Source organism: Palleronia pelagia, from assembly GCF_900110115.1.
Classification (GTDB): Bacteria; Pseudomonadota; Alphaproteobacteria; order Rhodobacterales; family Rhodobacteraceae; genus Palleronia; species Palleronia pelagia.
The window spans coordinates 45,062-60,584 of sequence record NZ_FOCM01000006.1; the positions used below are offsets into that span (position 1 = coordinate 45,062).

Annotated in this window: 13 protein-coding genes and 1 tRNA gene; 8 read left to right on the plus strand and 6 right to left on the minus strand. The window is 69.9% G+C overall.

What is annotated here, in order from left to right; translation table 11 throughout:
• The first annotated feature begins 78 nt into the window (after window positions 1-78).
• The 4 genes from yghU (at window position 79) to BMX96_RS13195 (ending at window position 6,494) form a co-directional block, all read left to right on the plus strand.
• Window positions 79-942 (plus strand): glutathione-dependent disulfide-bond oxidoreductase, encoded by an 864-nt coding sequence (gene yghU, locus BMX96_RS13180; protein WP_091845924.1) that lies wholly within the window; start codon window positions 79-81, stop codon window positions 940-942.
• Complete coding sequence (gene moaB, locus BMX96_RS13185; protein WP_091845925.1) at window positions 939-1,481, plus strand: molybdenum cofactor biosynthesis protein B; 543 nt, start codon at window positions 939-941, stop codon at window positions 1,479-1,481. Before yghU ends, moaB begins: the two co-directional genes overlap by 4 nt.
• 97 nt (window positions 1,482-1,578) lie before the next feature.
• Entirely contained in the window at window positions 1,579-3,042 is a 1,464-nt protein-coding gene (locus BMX96_RS13190; protein ID WP_091845926.1) for an efflux RND transporter periplasmic adaptor subunit, read from the plus strand.
• A 68-nt stretch (window positions 3,043-3,110) separates the two neighbouring features.
• Entirely contained in the window at window positions 3,111-6,494 is a 3,384-nt protein-coding gene (locus BMX96_RS13195; RefSeq protein ID WP_091845927.1) for an efflux RND transporter permease subunit, read from the plus strand.
• A 6-nt stretch (window positions 6,495-6,500) separates the two neighbouring features.
• Here BMX96_RS13195 and BMX96_RS13200 read toward each other — a convergent pair whose 3' ends face one another.
• Window positions 6,501-7,274 (minus strand): protein-disulfide reductase DsbD domain-containing protein, encoded by a 774-nt coding sequence (locus tag BMX96_RS13200; protein ID WP_091845928.1) that lies wholly within the window; start codon window positions 7,272-7,274, stop codon window positions 6,501-6,503.
• Between the two features lie 107 nt (window positions 7,275-7,381).
• On the opposite strand from BMX96_RS13200, the gene BMX96_RS13205 reads away from it, so the two are divergent.
• Window positions 7,382-7,942, plus strand: coding sequence for a YqgE/AlgH family protein (locus BMX96_RS13205; protein WP_073128083.1), 561 nt, complete (start codon window positions 7,382-7,384; stop codon window positions 7,940-7,942).
• Window positions 7,943-7,960: 18 nt separating this feature from the next.
• Here BMX96_RS13205 and BMX96_RS13210 read toward each other — a convergent pair whose 3' ends face one another.
• Window positions 7,961-8,902, minus strand: a complete 942-nt coding sequence (locus BMX96_RS13210) for an L-threonylcarbamoyladenylate synthase (RefSeq protein WP_091845929.1) — start codon at window positions 8,900-8,902, stop codon at window positions 7,961-7,963.
• 146 nt (window positions 8,903-9,048) lie between these two features.
• On the opposite strand from BMX96_RS13210, the gene BMX96_RS13215 reads away from it, so the two are divergent.
• Both BMX96_RS13215 and BMX96_RS13220 read left to right on the plus strand, forming a co-directional pair.
• Window positions 9,049-10,752, plus strand: a complete 1,704-nt coding sequence (locus BMX96_RS13215) for an acyl-CoA dehydrogenase (protein ID WP_091845930.1) — start codon at window positions 9,049-9,051, stop codon at window positions 10,750-10,752.
• A gap of 174 nt (window positions 10,753-10,926) precedes the next feature.
• Window positions 10,927-11,943 (plus strand): MBL fold metallo-hydrolase, encoded by a 1,017-nt coding sequence (locus tag BMX96_RS13220; RefSeq protein ID WP_091845931.1) that lies wholly within the window; start codon window positions 10,927-10,929, stop codon window positions 11,941-11,943.
• On the opposite strand, the gene BMX96_RS13225 is transcribed toward BMX96_RS13220, so the two are convergent.
• The 3 genes from BMX96_RS13225 to BMX96_RS13235 form a co-directional block, all read right to left on the minus strand.
• The gene (locus tag BMX96_RS13225) at window positions 11,940-12,719 is read right to left on the minus strand and encodes an SDR family NAD(P)-dependent oxidoreductase (RefSeq protein ID WP_091845932.1); all 780 of its coding nucleotides are present in this window, start codon (window positions 12,717-12,719) and stop codon (window positions 11,940-11,942) included. The two genes, BMX96_RS13220 and BMX96_RS13225, sit on opposite strands and share 4 nt — an antisense overlap.
• 107 nt (window positions 12,720-12,826) lie before the next feature.
• Window positions 12,827-12,952 (minus strand): type B 50S ribosomal protein L36, encoded by a 126-nt coding sequence (gene ykgO, locus BMX96_RS13230; RefSeq protein ID WP_005850168.1) that lies wholly within the window; start codon window positions 12,950-12,952, stop codon window positions 12,827-12,829.
• A 91-nt stretch (window positions 12,953-13,043) separates the two neighbouring features.
• Window positions 13,044-13,118: transfer RNA gene (locus tag BMX96_RS13235), tRNA-Val, on the minus strand.
• 164 nt (window positions 13,119-13,282) lie between these two features.
• Between BMX96_RS13235 and BMX96_RS13240 the strand changes: the two genes are divergently transcribed.
• A complete protein-coding gene (locus BMX96_RS13240; protein WP_091846128.1) occupies window positions 13,283-14,149 on the plus strand; it encodes an N-formylglutamate amidohydrolase in 867 nt (288 codons plus the stop codon).
• 9 nt (window positions 14,150-14,158) lie between these two features.
• Here the strand turns inward: BMX96_RS13240 and BMX96_RS13245 are convergent, their stop codons facing one another.
• The gene (locus BMX96_RS13245) at window positions 14,159-15,412 is read right to left on the minus strand and encodes a DNA polymerase IV (protein ID WP_091846129.1); all 1,254 of its coding nucleotides are present in this window, start codon (window positions 15,410-15,412) and stop codon (window positions 14,159-14,161) included.
• Window positions 15,413-15,523 lie beyond the last annotated feature (111 nt).

Genomic DNA, 15,523 nt, shown 5'->3' on the forward strand with positions numbered 1-15,523 from the left:
TCTCGTTGCCCCCCGTGGCATGGTCCGCCACGCGCCTTACATCCCCGACCAACACGGAACACCAAGGGAGCACGCACCATGAGCGAGAGTTACGAGCCGCCGAAGGTCTGGACCTGGGACCAGGAGTCGGGCGGCAAGTTCGCCAACATCAATCGCCCTATCGCCGGACCGACCCACGACAAGGAGCTGCCCGTCGGGGAGCATCCGTTCCAGCTGTATTCCATGGCGACACCCAACGGGGTGAAGGTCACGGTGATGCTGGAGGAACTGCTCGAGGCGGGGCACGCGGGCGCCGACTACGACGCCTGGCTGATCCGCATCGGCGACGGCGACCAGTTCGGATCGGGTTTCGTCGAGGTGAACCCCAACTCCAAGATCCCGGCGCTCCTCGATCGTTCGGGCGAGACGCCGGTGCGGGTGTTCGAATCGGCCGCGATCCTGATGCACCTGGCCGAGAAGTTCGACGCTTTCCTGGGCGACAACCGTCCCGAGATGCTGTCGTGGCTCATGTGGCAGATGGGCAGCGCGCCCTACCTGGGCGGCGGTTTCGGCCATTTCTACGCCTATGCGCCCGAGAAGTTCGAGTATCCGATCAACCGCTTCACCATGGAGACCAAGCGGCAGCTGGACGTGCTGGACCGCAACCTGGCCGACCGCCGCTTCGTGGCGGGCGAGGACTATACCATCGCCGACATGGCGATCTGGCCGTGGTACGGGCAGCTGGTTCTGGGTCGGCTCTACGACGCGGCCGAGTTCCTGGATGTGACCAGTTACGAGAACGTCTTGGACTGGGCCAAGCGGATAGACGGCCGCCCGGCGGTGCAGCGGGGTCGCATGGTGAACCGCACCTTCGGCGAGCCTGCGATGCAGCTGCACGAGCGTCACGACGCGTCCGACTTCCACACCCGCACCCAGGACAAGATCGGCGACGCCGCGGAATGAGCCGGATCGACGACAGCCGCGACTTCATCCCCGTCCGCATCGCCGTGCTGACGGTCAGCGACACGCGGCAGGCGGATGACGACCGGTCGGGCGACACGCTGGTCGAGCGGCTGACGGCGGCCGGCCACATCCTGGCCGCCCGCGATATCGTGCGCGATGACCGCACGGCCATCGCGGGGCGGCTGCGCGACTGGTGCGCCGATCCCGAGATCGACGTGGTCATCTCGACCGGCGGCACGGGGCTGACGGGCCGCGACGTGACGGTCGAGGCGCATCGCGACGTCTACGAGAAAGAGATCGACGCCTTCGGGATCGTGTTCACGCACGTCTCGATGGCGAAGATCGGAACGTCGGCGGTGCAAAGCCGCGCGACCGGTGGCGTGGCGCAGGGAACCTACCTCTTCGCGCTGCCTGGAAGCCCGGGGGCTTGCCGGGATGCCTGGGACGAGATCCTGTCGCTGCAACTGGACTACCGCCACCGGCCCTGCAACTTCGTCGAGATTTTTCCGCGTCTGGACGAACATCACCGACGGAAATAGGGCGCCCGACCGTATCAACAGTCACTCCGGCGTGTGCGCGCTTTGGTGGGCGGCGCGCGCAGGCTATGTTTCGAAGTGACTTGAACAAGGTTGGTCCATGCGTTTTTTCACCCGCGCCCTGTCGGGACTTTTCCTGATCGCACTGACCGTTGGCCTTCTTGCCACGGCGGGGATCCTCGTGCGCGGGGCGATGCAGGACCGCGCCACCCGCGAGGCGCCGGGCGGCGGCGGCCGCGAACAGGTCTTCGCCGCGACCGTGCAGACCCTTGTACCGCAGCAGATCACGCCCAGCCTCGAGGCCTTCGGCGAAATCTCGAGCCGTCGCAATCTCGAGGTCCGGGCCAGCGTCGCGGGCCGCGTGGTGCAGATCGGCGACGATGTCGAAGAGGGCGGCGCGGTTTCCGCTGGTGACCTGCTGTTCCAAATCGACCCGCGCGACGCCGAACGCGCGGTCGCGCTGGCCGAAGCCGACCTGCAGGACGCCACCGCCGCGCTGGACGACGCCCGCCGCGCCGCCGAACTGGCGGCCGAGGATGTCGAGAACGCCCGCGACCAGCTGGAGCTGCGCCGGCGCGCCGCCACCCGCCAGACGGACCTGCAGGATCGCGGTATCGGCGCCACGGCCACCGTCGAAACGGCCGAACTGGCCGTGAGCGCGGCTGAACAGGCCCTTTTGTCCCGCCGCCAGGCCCAGGCCAATGCCGACGCCGCCGTCACCCAGGCCGAAACGGCGCTGGACCGCGCCCGCATCGCCATGGACGAGGCCACGCGCGACCTGGAGGACACCACGATCACCGCGGCCTTCGACGGGGTCCTGTCCGAACTGGCAGTTGTCGAAGGCGGGCTGGTGTCCCAGAACGAGAGGCTGGCCACGCTGATCGATCCCGACGCGCTCGAGGTCGAATTCCGGGTATCGGCGGGCGAATACGCCCGGCTGCTCGATTCCACGGGCCAGCTGACCACGCGCGAGGTCACCGTGTCGCTCGAGGCGGGGGGCTTCACGCTCAGCTCGCCCGCGCGGATCAGCCGCGAAAGCGCGTCGGTGGGCGAGGGGCAGACCGGCCGTCTGATCTTCGCGCGGCTGGAACAGCCCGAGGGTTTCCGCTCTGGCGATTTCGTCCGCGCCGTCGTGCAGGAGCCCGCACTGGAGGGGATCGACCGGCTTCCGGCCGCCGCCGTCGGACCGGCGGGCGAGGTGCTGGTGCTGGGCCCCGAGGACCGGCTTGAGCCCGGCCGGGTCGAGATCGCGCGCCGGCAGGGCGACGACGTGCTGGTTCGCGTGGGCGACCTGGCGGGCCGCGAGGTGGTGGCCGAGCGCAGCCCGACCCTCGGCGCGGGCATCAGGGTGCGCCCGGTCCGCCCCGACGCGCCTGAGGAGCCCACTGCCGAGGCGGCCGAATTCCTGGACCTCGACCCGGATCGCCGCGCGCGGCTGGTGGCCTTCGTCGAGGGGAACACAGGGATGCCGGACGCCGCCAAGCAGCGCGTTCTGGCGCAGTTGCGGGCCGACCGCGTCCCCGCAGGCGTCGTCGCCCGGATCGAAGAGCGGATGGGTGGCTGAATGCGAATTTTCGTGAGAGGTCGACCTGTCGCGTGCCCAGGCGTAATGATCTGGCCGGGGTCCAGGCCATGAGACGGTTCGAGGGCGCGGGCGGTATCATCGGCTATTTCACCCGCCACCGCACGGCGGCCAACCTGCTGCTGGTCGTGCTGCTGGCGCTGGGCCTGGCGGCGGTCCCGCAGATGAGGGCGCAGTTTTTCCCCGATATCGTGTCGGACGACATCGACGTCAGCGTCAGCTGGCCCGGCGCGGGTGCCGAGGCGGTGGACGATGCCATCGTCGGCGTGCTGGAACCCGCGCTGCTGGCGGTCGAGGGGGTCGCCAATTCCTCGTCCCGCGCGACCGAGGGGCGCGCCTCGATCGAGCTGGAGTTCGAGCCGGGCTGGGATATGGGCCGGGCCAGCGACGACGTCGAGACCGCTCTGGACGCCGTGTCCGACCTGCCCGAAGCTGCCGAAGACCCCGAGATCCGCCGCTCGAACTGGCGCGACCGGGTGACCGACGTGGTCATCACCGGGCCGGTGGGTGTGGATCAGCTGGCGCGGTTGTCCGATGAATTCGTCGCGCGGCTGTTCCAGGCGGGCGTGACCAAGACCACGATCCAAGGCATCGCCGACGGGCAGATCCGGGTCGAGGTGCCGTCGTCACGGCTGGTGCAATACGACCTGACCCTGCGCGAGATCGCCGATGCCATCGGCGGCGAGGCCGACGCCGCCCAGGCGGGCGAGGTCGGCGGCACCGCCAGGGTCCGGGCAGGCATCGCGCGGCGCAGCGCCGAGGAAATCGCACAGGTCATCCTGCGGGCCGAGCCCGACGGCAGCGCGCTGCGCGTGGGCGACGTGGCGCGGATCGTGCCGCAGGGCGTGGACCGGTCCGCCGCTTATTTCGTGGGCGACGACCCGGCCATCACCGTGCGCGTGGACCGCACCGCCAGCGGCGACGCCATTCGCATCCAGCGCCAGGTCGAAGAGGTCGTGGCCCAGATGCAGCCGTCGCTGCCGCAGGGCGTCGCGCTCGACCTGATCCGCACGCGTGCCGATTACATCTCGGGCCGGCTCGACATCCTGCTGGACAACGGCGCCATGGGCCTCGCGCTGGTGGTGGGTCTGCTGTTCCTGTTCCTGAACGCGCGCACGGCCTTCTGGGTGGCGGCGGGCATCCCGGTGGCCATGACGGCGGCCATCGCGCTGATGTACGCCGCCGGGCTGACCTTCAACATGATCTCGCTCTTCGCGCTCATCATCACGCTGGGCATCGTGGTGGACGACGCCATCGTGGTCGGCGAGCACGCCGATTTCCGCGCGCGGCAACTGGGCGAGCCGCCGGTCGTCGCCGCCGAACGCGCGGCGCGGCGCATGTTCGCGCCGGTGCTGTCGGCGACGCTGACCACGGTCATCGCCTTTTTCGGACTGGTCGCCATCGGCGGCACCTTCGGCACCCTGATCGCCGACATTCCCTTCACTGTGATCGTCGTGCTGCTGGCCAGTCTGGTCGAATGCTTCCTGATCCTGCCCAACCACATGGCCCACGCCATCGCCACCGGCAAAAGGCGCTGGTACGACGCGCCCAGCCGCGTGGTGAACCGCGGCTTCGCCTGGGTGCGCGAACGGCTGTTCCGGCCGCTCATGCGGCTGGTGATCGTGGCGCGCTACCCGGTCGTGGCGGCGATGATCGTCCTGCTGGCCGCGCAGGCGGCGCTGTTCCTGCGCGGCGACGTGCAGTGGCGGTTCTTCAACTCGCCCGAGCGGGGCAGCGTGTCGGGCAACTTCGCCATGAGCGCGGGCGCCACGCGTGCCGACACGATCGAGCAGATCCGCCTTTTGCAGGACGCGGTGGCGCAGGTGAGCGCCGAGTACGAGGCCGAGCATGGCCGCAACCCGGTGGACTTCGCCATGGCAACGCTCGGCGGGTCGTCGGGCCGCGGGTTGTCGGGCACCGAGAATACCGACGAGGATCTGCTGGGCGCGATCTCCATCGAACTGATCGAGGCCGATCTGCGTCCCTATTCCAGCTACGAGTTCGTGGCCGCACTGCAGGACGCCGTGCCGCGCCACCCGCAGCTGGAACAGATCAGCTTTCGCGGCTGGCGGTCGGGCCCGGGCGGCGACGCGCTGAGCGTGCAGCTGTTCGGCGCGCCGCCCGACACGCTCAAACAGGCGGCCGAGGCCCTGAAGACCCGGCTGGCGCAGTTCCCCGAGGTCAGCGCGCTGGAAGACAGCCTGTCCTACGACAAGCAGGAGCTGGTGCTGGAGCTGACTCCCCAGGGCGAGGCGCTGGGCGTCAGCATCGACGCGCTGGGCCGGACCCTGCGCGACCGGCTGTCGGGGATCGAGGCCGCGTCCTTCCCCGACGGCGTGCGCTCGGCCACCATCCGGGTCGAACTGCCCGAGGACGAGCGCACGGCCGATTTCCTGGACCGCGCCATGATCTCGACCGACGCGGGGCTGGCGCGGCTGGGCGACCTGGTGACGGTCGAAACGCGCGACGGCTTCTCGACCATCCGGCGCGAGAACGGCATCCGCCTGGCCACCGTCACCGGCGACATCTCCGAGGACGACCCGGCCCGCGCGACGGCCATCATGTTCGCGCTCGAGACCGAGATCCTGCCCGAGCTGCGCGGCGATTTCGGCATCTCGACCGACCTGTCGGGCCTGGCCGAAGAGGAGGAGGAATTCCTGACCGACGCCTCAATCGGTTTCGCGCTGTGCATCCTCGGGATCTTCCTGGTGCTGGCCTGGATCTTCGCATCCTGGACGCGACCGCTGGTGGTGATGGCGGTGATCCCCTTCGGCCTGATCGGGGCGATCTGGGGGCACTACATCTGGGACGTGCCGCTGAGCATCTTCACGGTGGTCGGGATGATCGGCATGACCGGCATCATCATCAACGATTCGATCGTGCTGGTGACGACGGTGGACGAGTATTCCGAGACGCGCGGCCTGGTGCCCGCCATCGTGGACGCGGCCTGCGACCGGTTGCGGCCCGTCCTGCTGACCACGCTGACCACCGTTCTGGGCCTTGCCCCGCTGCTCTACGAAGGGTCGAGCCAGGCGCAGTTCCTCAAGCCCACGGTCATCACGCTGGTCTATGGCCTCGGCTTCGGCATGGCGCTGGTGTTGCTGCTGGTGCCCGCCGTGCTGGCCATCGGGCAGGATTTCGGTCGCTTCCTGCGGGCGGCGCGGCGGCTGGGCCGGACGGGGCATGGCACGGGCGGCGCAAGGGCCGTGCTGGTCGCATCGGGGCTGGCCATCGCGGCGCTGTTCGCGGCGACTCTGGGCAGCCTGGCGGTGACGGGATCGGTGTGGTCGCCGCTTGCTGGGCTGGCGACGGGCGGCGCGTGGCAGGTCTTCGGCCTGTTCGCGGCGGCGAGTTTCGTGGTGGTTATCCTTGCGGCCATCGCCGGGGCCTTCTTGCTGCGTGCGCCCGGCGGCCCCATGCCCCCGGCCGAGTGAGCGGCGTCAATCGCAGCCCTTGATCTCGACCGCGCCGCTTTGGCCCAGGACGGTCAGGCGCAGCGCCCCGCGGTCCAGCCCCAGCGCCATGCCCCGCGGCGCGAAGACCTCGGACGACACGTGCAGCATGTTGCCGTCGCGCCGCGTCACGCTGTCGGCGACCCAGAAGCGCGGATCGCCCGGCTCGATCACGCCGTGTTCGTCCCCGCCCATGGCAGGCAGGCGCAGCCGCGCGTCGACCCGCAGGCCCCGATCGGTGGGCGTCAGGCGGCAGTCCAGCGGCCCGGCCCCGGCCTTGCCCCCGGGCACCGGCCGGTCCGACAGGGCGGCGCGGATGCGGGCATCGGCCCGCGCGCTGGCCGCCGGAAGGGTGCCGGACAGCTGTGCCGAGACCGGCACGCAGATGTCGCGGCACACCCCCATGTCGAGGTTCAGGCGCAATTCGACCGGCGCGCGCGGGTCGCGCGGCTCGACGATCAGCGGCAAGGTCACGCCGACGTCGTAGCCCACCGACCGCATGCCGTTCTGGTCGAACACGTGCGGCACCGGCCAGACCACCCGCACGCCGGCCAGGTTGGTCGAGCCCGACCAGTTGAAGCTGGGCGGGATGCCCGCCTCGCCCGGCGCGCGCCAATAGGTCTTCCATCCCGGCGCCAGGTTGATCTGCAGCGCGGCGGTGTGCGATCCGCCGTCGCGCCAGCCGGGCAGCAGGGACACCTGCGCCATTTCGGCCCGCAGCGGGGCGGCGAGAAGGATCAGAAGAGCGACGAGACGAAACATGCCGTCCTTCTTGCGCCACGGCGCCGCGTTTGGAAATCACGTCTGCGCGAAAGAACGCGAACCGTGTGCCCCTTGCGACGGTCGCCCGCTGTGCCATCTTGGGGGGCATGGACTACACCAACCTGACTGGACGCCTGGCGATCGCCATGCCGGGCATGGGCGATCCGCGCTTCGAGCGGTCGGTCATCCTGCTCTGCGCGCATGGCGAGGACGGGGCCATGGGGCTGATCCTGAACAAGCCCGCCTCGCAGGTCGACTTCACCGAGCTGATGGAACAGCTCGACATACCGCTGACCGCGCCCACCAGCCGACCGATCCACTTCGGTGGCCCGGTCGAGATGCAGCGCGGCTTCGTGCTGCACACGCGCGACTACGCCGGCGATAGCACCACGCTGACCGTGGGCGAGGATTTCGGCATGACCGCGACGCTGGACGTGCTGCGCGCCATCGCGGGCGGGCAGGGGCCGCGCGACGCGCTCGTGGCGCTGGGTTACGCGGGCTGGGGCGCCGGCCAGCTCGAGGACGAGATCGCGCAGAACGGCTGGCTGATCGCGGACCCGACGCCCGAGCTGGTCTTCGCCCCCGACAACGACGGGAAATGGATGGCGGCCATCGGCACGCTGGGGATCGATCCACTGCTGCTGTCGTCCGAGGGCGGACGGGCCTGAGCAGGGACGCCGCGCGGCCTAGCGCGGCGCGGCGGCACGGCGCAGGCGGTCGTTGATCGCGCGGCCCAGCCCGGTCTCGGGGATCGGCGCCACCGCGATGCGGTCCGCCCCCATGGCGTCCAGCCGGTGCAGCGCCCCGAACAGGCCCGCCGCCGCCTCGACCAGGTCGCCCGAGGGGGACAGGTTCAGCGCGGCCTCTACCGGGCCGAAGCCCAGCAGGATCTCGTCCGGCTCCGGATCGGTCACGTTCAGCCGGACACTGCCGCGCGGCGCGTAGTGCGAGGCGAGCTGACCCGGCGCGTTCGGCGTCGCGCTGGCGACGGGCGGCAGGAGCGGTGCCCCCAGGCAGGCCTCGGCGGTCTCGGCGGGCAGGCCGCCGGGCCGCAGCAGGCGGCAGCCCGCGTCGTCGCAGGCCAGGATCGTCGACTCGACCCCCACCGTGCAGGGACCGCCATCCACCACCGCGGCGATCCGGTTGGACAGGTGGTCCATCACGTGGTCCGCCGTCGTCGCGCTGATCCGGCCCGAGGGGTTGGCCGAGGGCGCGGCCACCGGGCGTCCGGTGTGCGCCAGAAGGTCGCGGGCCAGCCGGTTCGCGGGCACCCGGATCGCCACCGTGGACAGGCCCGCCGTGACCAGCGGCGACAGGCCCGCGTCGGGCCGCAAAGGCAGCACGAGGGTCATCGGCCCCGGCCAGAACGCCTCGGCTAGTCGGGCGGCATCGCCCGACAGCGTGGCGTATCTCGTGACCGCGTCCATATCCGGCAGGTGGACGATCAGCGGGTTGAAGCTGGGCCGGTTCTTGGCGGCGAAGATCCCCGCCACCGCCCGCCCGTCGCTGGCGTCGCCGCCCAGACCATAAACCGTCTCGGTCGGGAAGGCGACCAGCGCGCTCCCCCGCAATAGGGCGGCCGCGCGGTCCAGGTCGGACGCCGACGATCCCAGCCGCAGGGCGGTCATGGGTGCGCCGGGTTGACGCAAGGGCAGTGACGTGGCGTTTTCATTGCCGGAGTTCCGTGGGTGTATAACGTCTATCGTGCAATTTCAGGGCCATATCGTGCCCGGCGGCCCGTTTCCAGCCGCCCGCTTCGTTAGGAGAGACCGACATGCCATACCGTGCCCCCGTGCGGGATTACAGCTTTCTGTTCGATCATGTGGTGGGCCTTGAGCAGGTCACGGCGACCGACCGCTTCGCCGAGGCGACGCCTGACATGGTCGAGGCCATCCTGACCGAGGCGGGCCGGATGTGCGAAGAGGTTCTGGCCCCGCTGCAACGCAATGGCGACACGCATCCCGCCAGGCTTGAGAACGGCGTCGTCCGCACGTCGCCCGGCTTCGACGAGGGCTACAAGGCCATCGCCGAGGGCGGCTGGGTAGGCATCTCGGCCGATCCCGAATTCGGCGGCATGGGCCTGCCCATGACGGTCACGACCGCCGTGAACGAGATGATGGCCTCGGCCTGCCTGGCGCTGCAGCTGAACCCGTTGATGACCCAGGGCCAGATCGAGGCGCTGGAACACCACGCCAGCGACGAGCTGAAGGCGCTGTACCTGCCCAAGCTCATCTCGGGCGAATGGTGCGGCACCATGAACCTGACCGAGCCGCAGGCGGGCAGCGACGTGGGCGCGCTGAAGGCCAAGGCCGAGCCGCAGGACGATGGCACCTACGCCATCACCGGGCAGAAGATCTACATCTCTTGGGGCGACAACGACTTCTCGGAGAATGTCTGCCACCTGGTGCTGGCGCGCCTGCCGGGCGCGGTCGAGGGAACGAAGGGCATCAGCCTATTCATGGTGCCCAAGTTCATCCCCGACGCCGACGGCAAGCCGGGCGAGCGCAACGACCTGCGCGTCGTGTCGCTGGAGCACAAGATGGGCCTGCACGGCAGCCCCACCGCTGTGATGGAGTATTCCGGCGCGAAAGGCTGGATGGTCGGCCCCGAGAACGGCGGCATGGCGGCGATGTTCACCATGATGAACAACGCGCGGCTGGGCGTCGGCGGTCAGGGCATCGGCGTCGCCGAAGGCGCCTACCAGCACGCGCTGGCCTACGCGCTGGACCGCAAGCAGGGCCGCGCAGGCGGATCGGGCAGCATCGTGGAGCACGCCGACGTGCGCCGGATGCTGACCGAGATGAAGGCCGAGACCTGGGCCGCGCGCGCCATCGCGCTCAGCTGTGCGGTGGCCATCGACATGACCACCGCCACCGGAGACGCGGGCTGGAAGGCGCGGGCCGCGTTCCTCACGCCCATCGCCAAGGCCTTCGGCACCGATGTCGGCATGGCCGTGTCGCAGACCGGCGTGCAGGTGCATGGCGGCATGGGTTTCGTAGAGGAAACCGGCGCGGCGCAGTATTCGCGCGACGTCCGGGTGACCGCGATCTACGAGGGGACGAACGGGATCCAGGCCATGGACCTGGTGGCGCGCAAGATGATGGATGGCGGCGAGGCCGCGGGCGCCCTGCTGGACGAGATCGTGGCCGATGCCAAGTCGGCGCAGGACGATCTGCCTGACATGGCCCAGGCCGTGTTCGACGCGGCCGAAACCCTGCGCGAGACCACCGACTGGCTGGTGGCGCAGGAGCTGCAGGACCGCTTCGCCGTGGCCGTTCCCTATCTGCGGGCGTTCGCCCGGGTCCTCGGCGCGGGCTTCCACCTGCGGGCGGCCATGAAGGGCGACGATCCCCGCCGCGCGCTGGCCCGCTTCTATATCGAGCGGATGCTGCCCGAGCACGCGGGACTTCTGGCGCAGGTGCGGCAGGGGGCGGACGGCCTTTACGACCTGTCGCTGGACGACCTGGCGGCGGCGTGATCGCACCATACGGGCGGCGCGCCTGCCGGGACCGGTCCGCAGAGGTATTTGCGGACCAGTGATGCAGCCGGGCCGCGCGGGTTGTCTTCCCGGGCGCTTGAGTATTTGAAGACCAGTGATGGAAGGGGCGCGCCGGATCCCACGGCGCGCCCCTTGTCGGTTCAAGGGGGCGGCATGGGCGAAAAGCTGATCTATCCGTGGGACGCGGCGCCGGAGCACGGGCAGCCGCTCGAGGTCGCGCCGGGCATCGAATGGGTGCGCCTGCCGCTGCCCATGGCGCTGGACCACGTGAATTGCTGGATCCTTCAAGAGGATGATGGCGTCACCGTGGTCGATACCGGATTCGCGTCGAAGCTGACCAGGCGGCTATGGGAGCAAGCGCTGGACGGGCGGCGCGTCAGCCGTGTTGTGGTCACCCACCATCATCCCGATCACGTGGGGCTGGCGGGCTGGTTTATGGAACAGGGCGCCGAGCTGTGGATGACGCGGGTGGCCTGGCTCATGGCGCGGATGTTGCGGCTGGACGAGCAGGACCGCCCCGCACCCGAGACCGTGGATTTCTGGCGCGCGTCCGGCATGGCGGCCGAGGTGCTGGCGCAGCGGCTGGAGGAACGCCCGTTCAACTTCGCCGACGTGGTGGCGCCGATGCCGCTGGGCTATCGCCGGCTGGACGAAGGCGCGACGCTGCGCATGGGCGGGCGCGACTGGGTGGTGCGGCTGGGCGCAGGCCATGCGCCGGACCACGCGACGTTCTGGTGTGACGAAGACGGCCTCGTATTGGGCGGCGACCAGCTGTTGCCGTCGATCTCGCCCAATCTGGGGCTCTACGCGACCGAGCCCATGGCCGACCCGGTGGGCGACTGGCTGGACGCCTGCGCGCGGCTGGCCCGTTTCGCCGACTCTGGACAACTGGTCCTGCCGGGGCACAAGCTGCCGTTTCGGGGCTTGCCGCTGCGGTTGCGGCAGCTGATCGATAACCACCACGGCGCGCTGTCGCGGCTCGAGGCGCACCTCTCCCAGCCGCGCACCGCCGGCGAGTGCTTCGCGCCGCTGTTCAAGCGCGAGATCCGGGGCGGCGAATACGGGCTGGCGCTGGTCGAGGCCGCGGCCCATTGCCAGCACCTTTACCTGCAGGGCCGCGCCACGCGCGAACGGCGCGCGGACGGAGCCTGGGTCTACCGCGCGGTCTAGCCGGCCTTCTGCTGCATCCGCTCCATCATCGACATGACCATGCGGCGCGGCAGGAACGGGATCACCCATTGGCAGGCCAGCGACAGCGACGTCCTGTCGAACGCCACGAGATCACCCCGGCGCATGGCGTCGTAGCCGATCTTGGCCACGGCCCCGGCGGTCATGCCGCTTTGCGTCAGCCTGGTTCCGGTGAGATCGCTGCGCTGGGCGAACTCGGTCTCGACATAGCCGGGGACGAGGACGGTGGCGGTGACGCCCGTGCCGCGCAGTTCGTGCGCCAGGGCCTGGGTGTAGGAGTTCACGAAGGCCTTGGTGGCGAAATAGACGGCCTGCTCGGGGCCGGGCATGAACCCCGCGGTGGAGCCCACGTTGAGGATGCGACCACCGCCGCGCGCGACCATGCCGGGCGCGAGGGCGCGGGTCAGCGCGACCAGCGCCTTCACGTTCAGGTCGATCATCCCGAGCTCGTCCTCCGCCGGGCGATCCAGGTGCTTGCCGCGCCCGCCGAAGCCCGCGTTGTTGACGAGGATATCGGGCGCCAGGCCCGCGTCTTCGATCCGGCGGACAAGGTCCTGCGCGCCGCCCTCGGCCCCCAGGTCGCAGGCCATCACGTGCACCGTGACGCCGTGGCGTGATTCGAGATCGGATTTCAGCTGGTCCAGCGCGTCGGCGCGGCGGGCGGTGACGATCAGGTCGCCGCCGCGCGCGGCGTGTTCACGCGCCAGCGCGGCGCCGATTCCCGAGGATGCGCCGGTGACGAGGGCGAGATCGGACATGGGGGCCTCCTGTTCCATGGCATTGGAGGCAGATGGGGACGGGCGCGCAAAATAAAAGACCGCCCCGGCGGGGGCGGCCTTTTCGGTACCTGAAGCGGACCTGCGGCTTAGCCCTGGCGGGCCTTGAAGCGACGCTGCGTCTTGTTGATCACGTAGACGCGGCCCTTGCGGCGCACCACGCGGCAGTCGCGGTGGCGGTTCTTCAGCGAACGAAGCGAGTTGCGAACTTTCATCAGTCCTCTCCCATCGATGTCGCGGCGCGGGGCACGCGCCTTGGTTGCAAGATGCCGGGGGCGGGCCCGACGGCGAAAATCCCGTGGAACATGGTGGGCGATACTGGGATCGAACCAGTGACCCCTTCGATGTCAACGAAGTGCTCTACCGCTGAGCTAATCGCCCCATGTCCGTTACCGACGCATATGACATCGCCCCGAAGGCCGGGGGGTGTCACGCCGGTGCGCGGTCTATAAAAGCTCGTCCGCCCCTGTTCAAGCGCTTTTGCTGAACCATCTTGTTTGGCGTAAGAGACATGTCACGAACGGTAACAGGGGACGGTGATCCGCGTGGAGCTGCCAGCCTACGACCTTTTTCGTCCCGAGCGGCTCGAGACCGGGCTGATCTTCGCGTCGCCCCATTCCGGGCGCCATTACAGCGATGAATTCCTCGCCGCCAGCCGGCTGGACCCGGCCGTCCTGCGATCGTCCGAGGACGCGTTCGTCGACCGCCTGTTCTCGGCCGCGCCCGCGCACGGGGCCCCCCTGCTGTGCGCGCATCACCCCCGCGCCTGGGTGGATCTGAACCGCGCCGTGACCGAGCTGGATCCAGCCCTGATCGAGGATCTGCCGCGCGGCCCGCACAATCCGCGCGTGACCTCGGGGCTGGGGGTGATTCCCCGCGTCGTGGCCGGCGGACGCGCCATCTATGACGGTAAAATACCGCTGCCCGCCGCCAAGGCCCGGCTCGAAGGGGTCTGGACCCCGTACCACGCGCGGCTTCGGTCGCTCATCGACGAGGCGCGCACCGCCTTCGGCCACGCCATCCTGATCGACTGCCATTCGATGCCGCACGAGGCGCTGGAAACCGCCGGCGCCCCCGGCAAACGCCCGCAGATCGTCCTGGGTGACCGGTTCGGGGCGGCGGCGGCGCCCGGCATCGTCGACAGTATCGAAAGCGTTTTCACCGCGCTGGGGCTGCGCTGCGCCCGCAACACGCCCTTTGCCGGGGCCTACATGGCGCAACATTACGGGCGGCCCGCACGCGCCCAGCACGTGGTCCAGATCGAGATCGACCGCGCGCTTTACATGGACGAGCGCAAGGTCGAGCCCAACGACGGCTTCGACGATTTCAAGGCGCTGATGGACCGGGCCGTGGCCCACATGGTCAAGATCGGGGCCGGGCGGCGCGACGGCGGGTCGCTGGCTGCCGAGTAGGCACGCGGCCTAGCGCAGCGACCGGCCCTTCAGGATCGCGCCGTCGCCCCAGCGCGCGCGAATCGCGTCGGTGGCGCGCTCGGCGCGCGCGCGGGCCTGCGCCTGCGGATCCAGCAGGTCGCCCACGCGGTCCGCGCCCTCGGCCCCCGTCAAATCCGACAGTCCGACGCCCAGCAGGCGGAACGGGCCTTCGCCCGCGACCGGGTCGAACAGGGCGCGCGCGGTGCGATAGATGCGGTCGGCGATCTGCGTGGGATCGGTCAGCGTCAGCCGCCGCGTCAGGATCGCGTGATTCGCGCGCTTCAGCTTCAGCGTGACGACTCGGCCCGCGATGTCCTTGGCCTTGGCGCGGCCGGCGACCTTCTCGGCCAGCCGCCAGATATGCCCGTCCAGCACGTCAGGGTCGGCGGTATCGGCGTGGAAGGTGGTTTCGTTGCTGATGCCCTTCACCGGCGCGTTGGCCGACACGCGGCGCCGGTCCTGCCCGCGGGCCAGGTGCCACAGGCGCGTGCCCATGCCGCCGAAGCGGGCGGTCAGGTCACGCTCGTCCCAGCGCTTGAGATCGGCGAAGGTCCGGATGCCCGCACGCTCCAGCGCCTCGCGCGTTACGGCGCCCACGCCCCAGATCAGGCCCACGGGCTTGTCGTGCAGGAAATCCACCGTCTCGGCCGCGCCGATGATCGAAAAGCCGCGCGGCTTGTCGAGATCCGACGCGATCTTGGCCAGGAACTTGTTGTGCGACAGCCCGATGGACCCGGTGATCCCCAGCTCGTCCTGCATGCGCTTCACCAGCCGCGCCAGCATGACCGCGGGCGGCGCGCCGTGCAGTCGCGCCGTCCCCGTGAGGTCCATGAACGCCTCGTCCAGGCTCAGCGGTTCGACCACGGGCGTCAGGTCGTCCATCATGGCGCGGACCTGCCGCGAGACGGCCGAATAGACGTCGAAGCGGGGCCGGACGATTACCGCCTCGGGGCAGAGCTTCAGCGCCTGGAACATGGGCATGGCCGACCGGACGCCCTTGATCCGCGCGATGTAGCAGGCGGTGGTCACCACCCCGCGTGACCCGCCGCCGACGATCACCGGCTTGTCGCGCAGCTCGGGGTTATCGCGCTTCTCGACGCTGGCGTAGAACGCGTCGCAATCCATGTGGGCGATGGACAGGTCATTGAGCTCGGGGTGCGTCAGCACGCGCGGACTGCGGCAGGCGGGGCAGCGCCCGCCGGCATCGAACGGCGTCAGGCAATCGCGGCAGAGACTCGGCATGGCGTGCATTTAATCACCGGGGCCGCTTGGTGACAGAGCCCATCGCGCGCCTGGGGCCCAAGCCGTTGGGATCTTGGCCTCGGCGCGCTTTGCGATAGTATGTTAGCGAAC

What these genes read in the sequence shown, in the direction of transcription:
- BMX96_RS13215 (WP_091845930.1), top strand. Translation starts at nt 9,049, where the DNA reads ATGCCATACCGTGCCCCCGTGCGGGATTACAGCTTTCTGTTCGATCAT.
- moaB (WP_091845925.1), top strand. Translation starts at nt 939, where the DNA reads ATGAGCCGGATCGACGACAGCCGCGACTTCATCCCCGTCCGCATCGCC.
- BMX96_RS13190 (WP_091845926.1), top strand. Translation starts at nt 1,579, where the DNA reads ATGCGTTTTTTCACCCGCGCCCTGTCGGGACTTTTCCTGATCGCACTG.
- ykgO (WP_005850168.1), bottom strand. Translation starts at nt 12,952, where the DNA reads ATGAAAGTTCGCAACTCGCTTCGTTCGCTGAAGAACCGCCACCGCGAC.
- BMX96_RS13195 (WP_091845927.1), top strand. Translation starts at nt 3,111, where the DNA reads ATGAGACGGTTCGAGGGCGCGGGCGGTATCATCGGCTATTTCACCCGC.
- BMX96_RS13210 (WP_091845929.1), bottom strand. Translation starts at nt 8,902, where the DNA reads ATGACCGCCCTGCGGCTGGGATCGTCGGCGTCCGACCTGGACCGCGCG.
- BMX96_RS13225 (WP_091845932.1), bottom strand. Translation starts at nt 12,719, where the DNA reads ATGTCCGATCTCGCCCTCGTCACCGGCGCATCCTCGGGAATCGGCGCC.
- BMX96_RS13220 (WP_091845931.1), top strand. Translation starts at nt 10,927, where the DNA reads ATGGGCGAAAAGCTGATCTATCCGTGGGACGCGGCGCCGGAGCACGGG.
- BMX96_RS13205 (WP_073128083.1), top strand. Translation starts at nt 7,382, where the DNA reads ATGGACTACACCAACCTGACTGGACGCCTGGCGATCGCCATGCCGGGC.
- BMX96_RS13200 (WP_091845928.1), bottom strand. Translation starts at nt 7,274, where the DNA reads ATGTTTCGTCTCGTCGCTCTTCTGATCCTTCTCGCCGCCCCGCTGCGG.
- BMX96_RS13245 (WP_091846129.1), bottom strand. Translation starts at nt 15,412, where the DNA reads ATGCCGAGTCTCTGCCGCGATTGCCTGACGCCGTTCGATGCCGGCGGG.
- yghU (WP_091845924.1), top strand. Translation starts at nt 79, where the DNA reads ATGAGCGAGAGTTACGAGCCGCCGAAGGTCTGGACCTGGGACCAGGAG.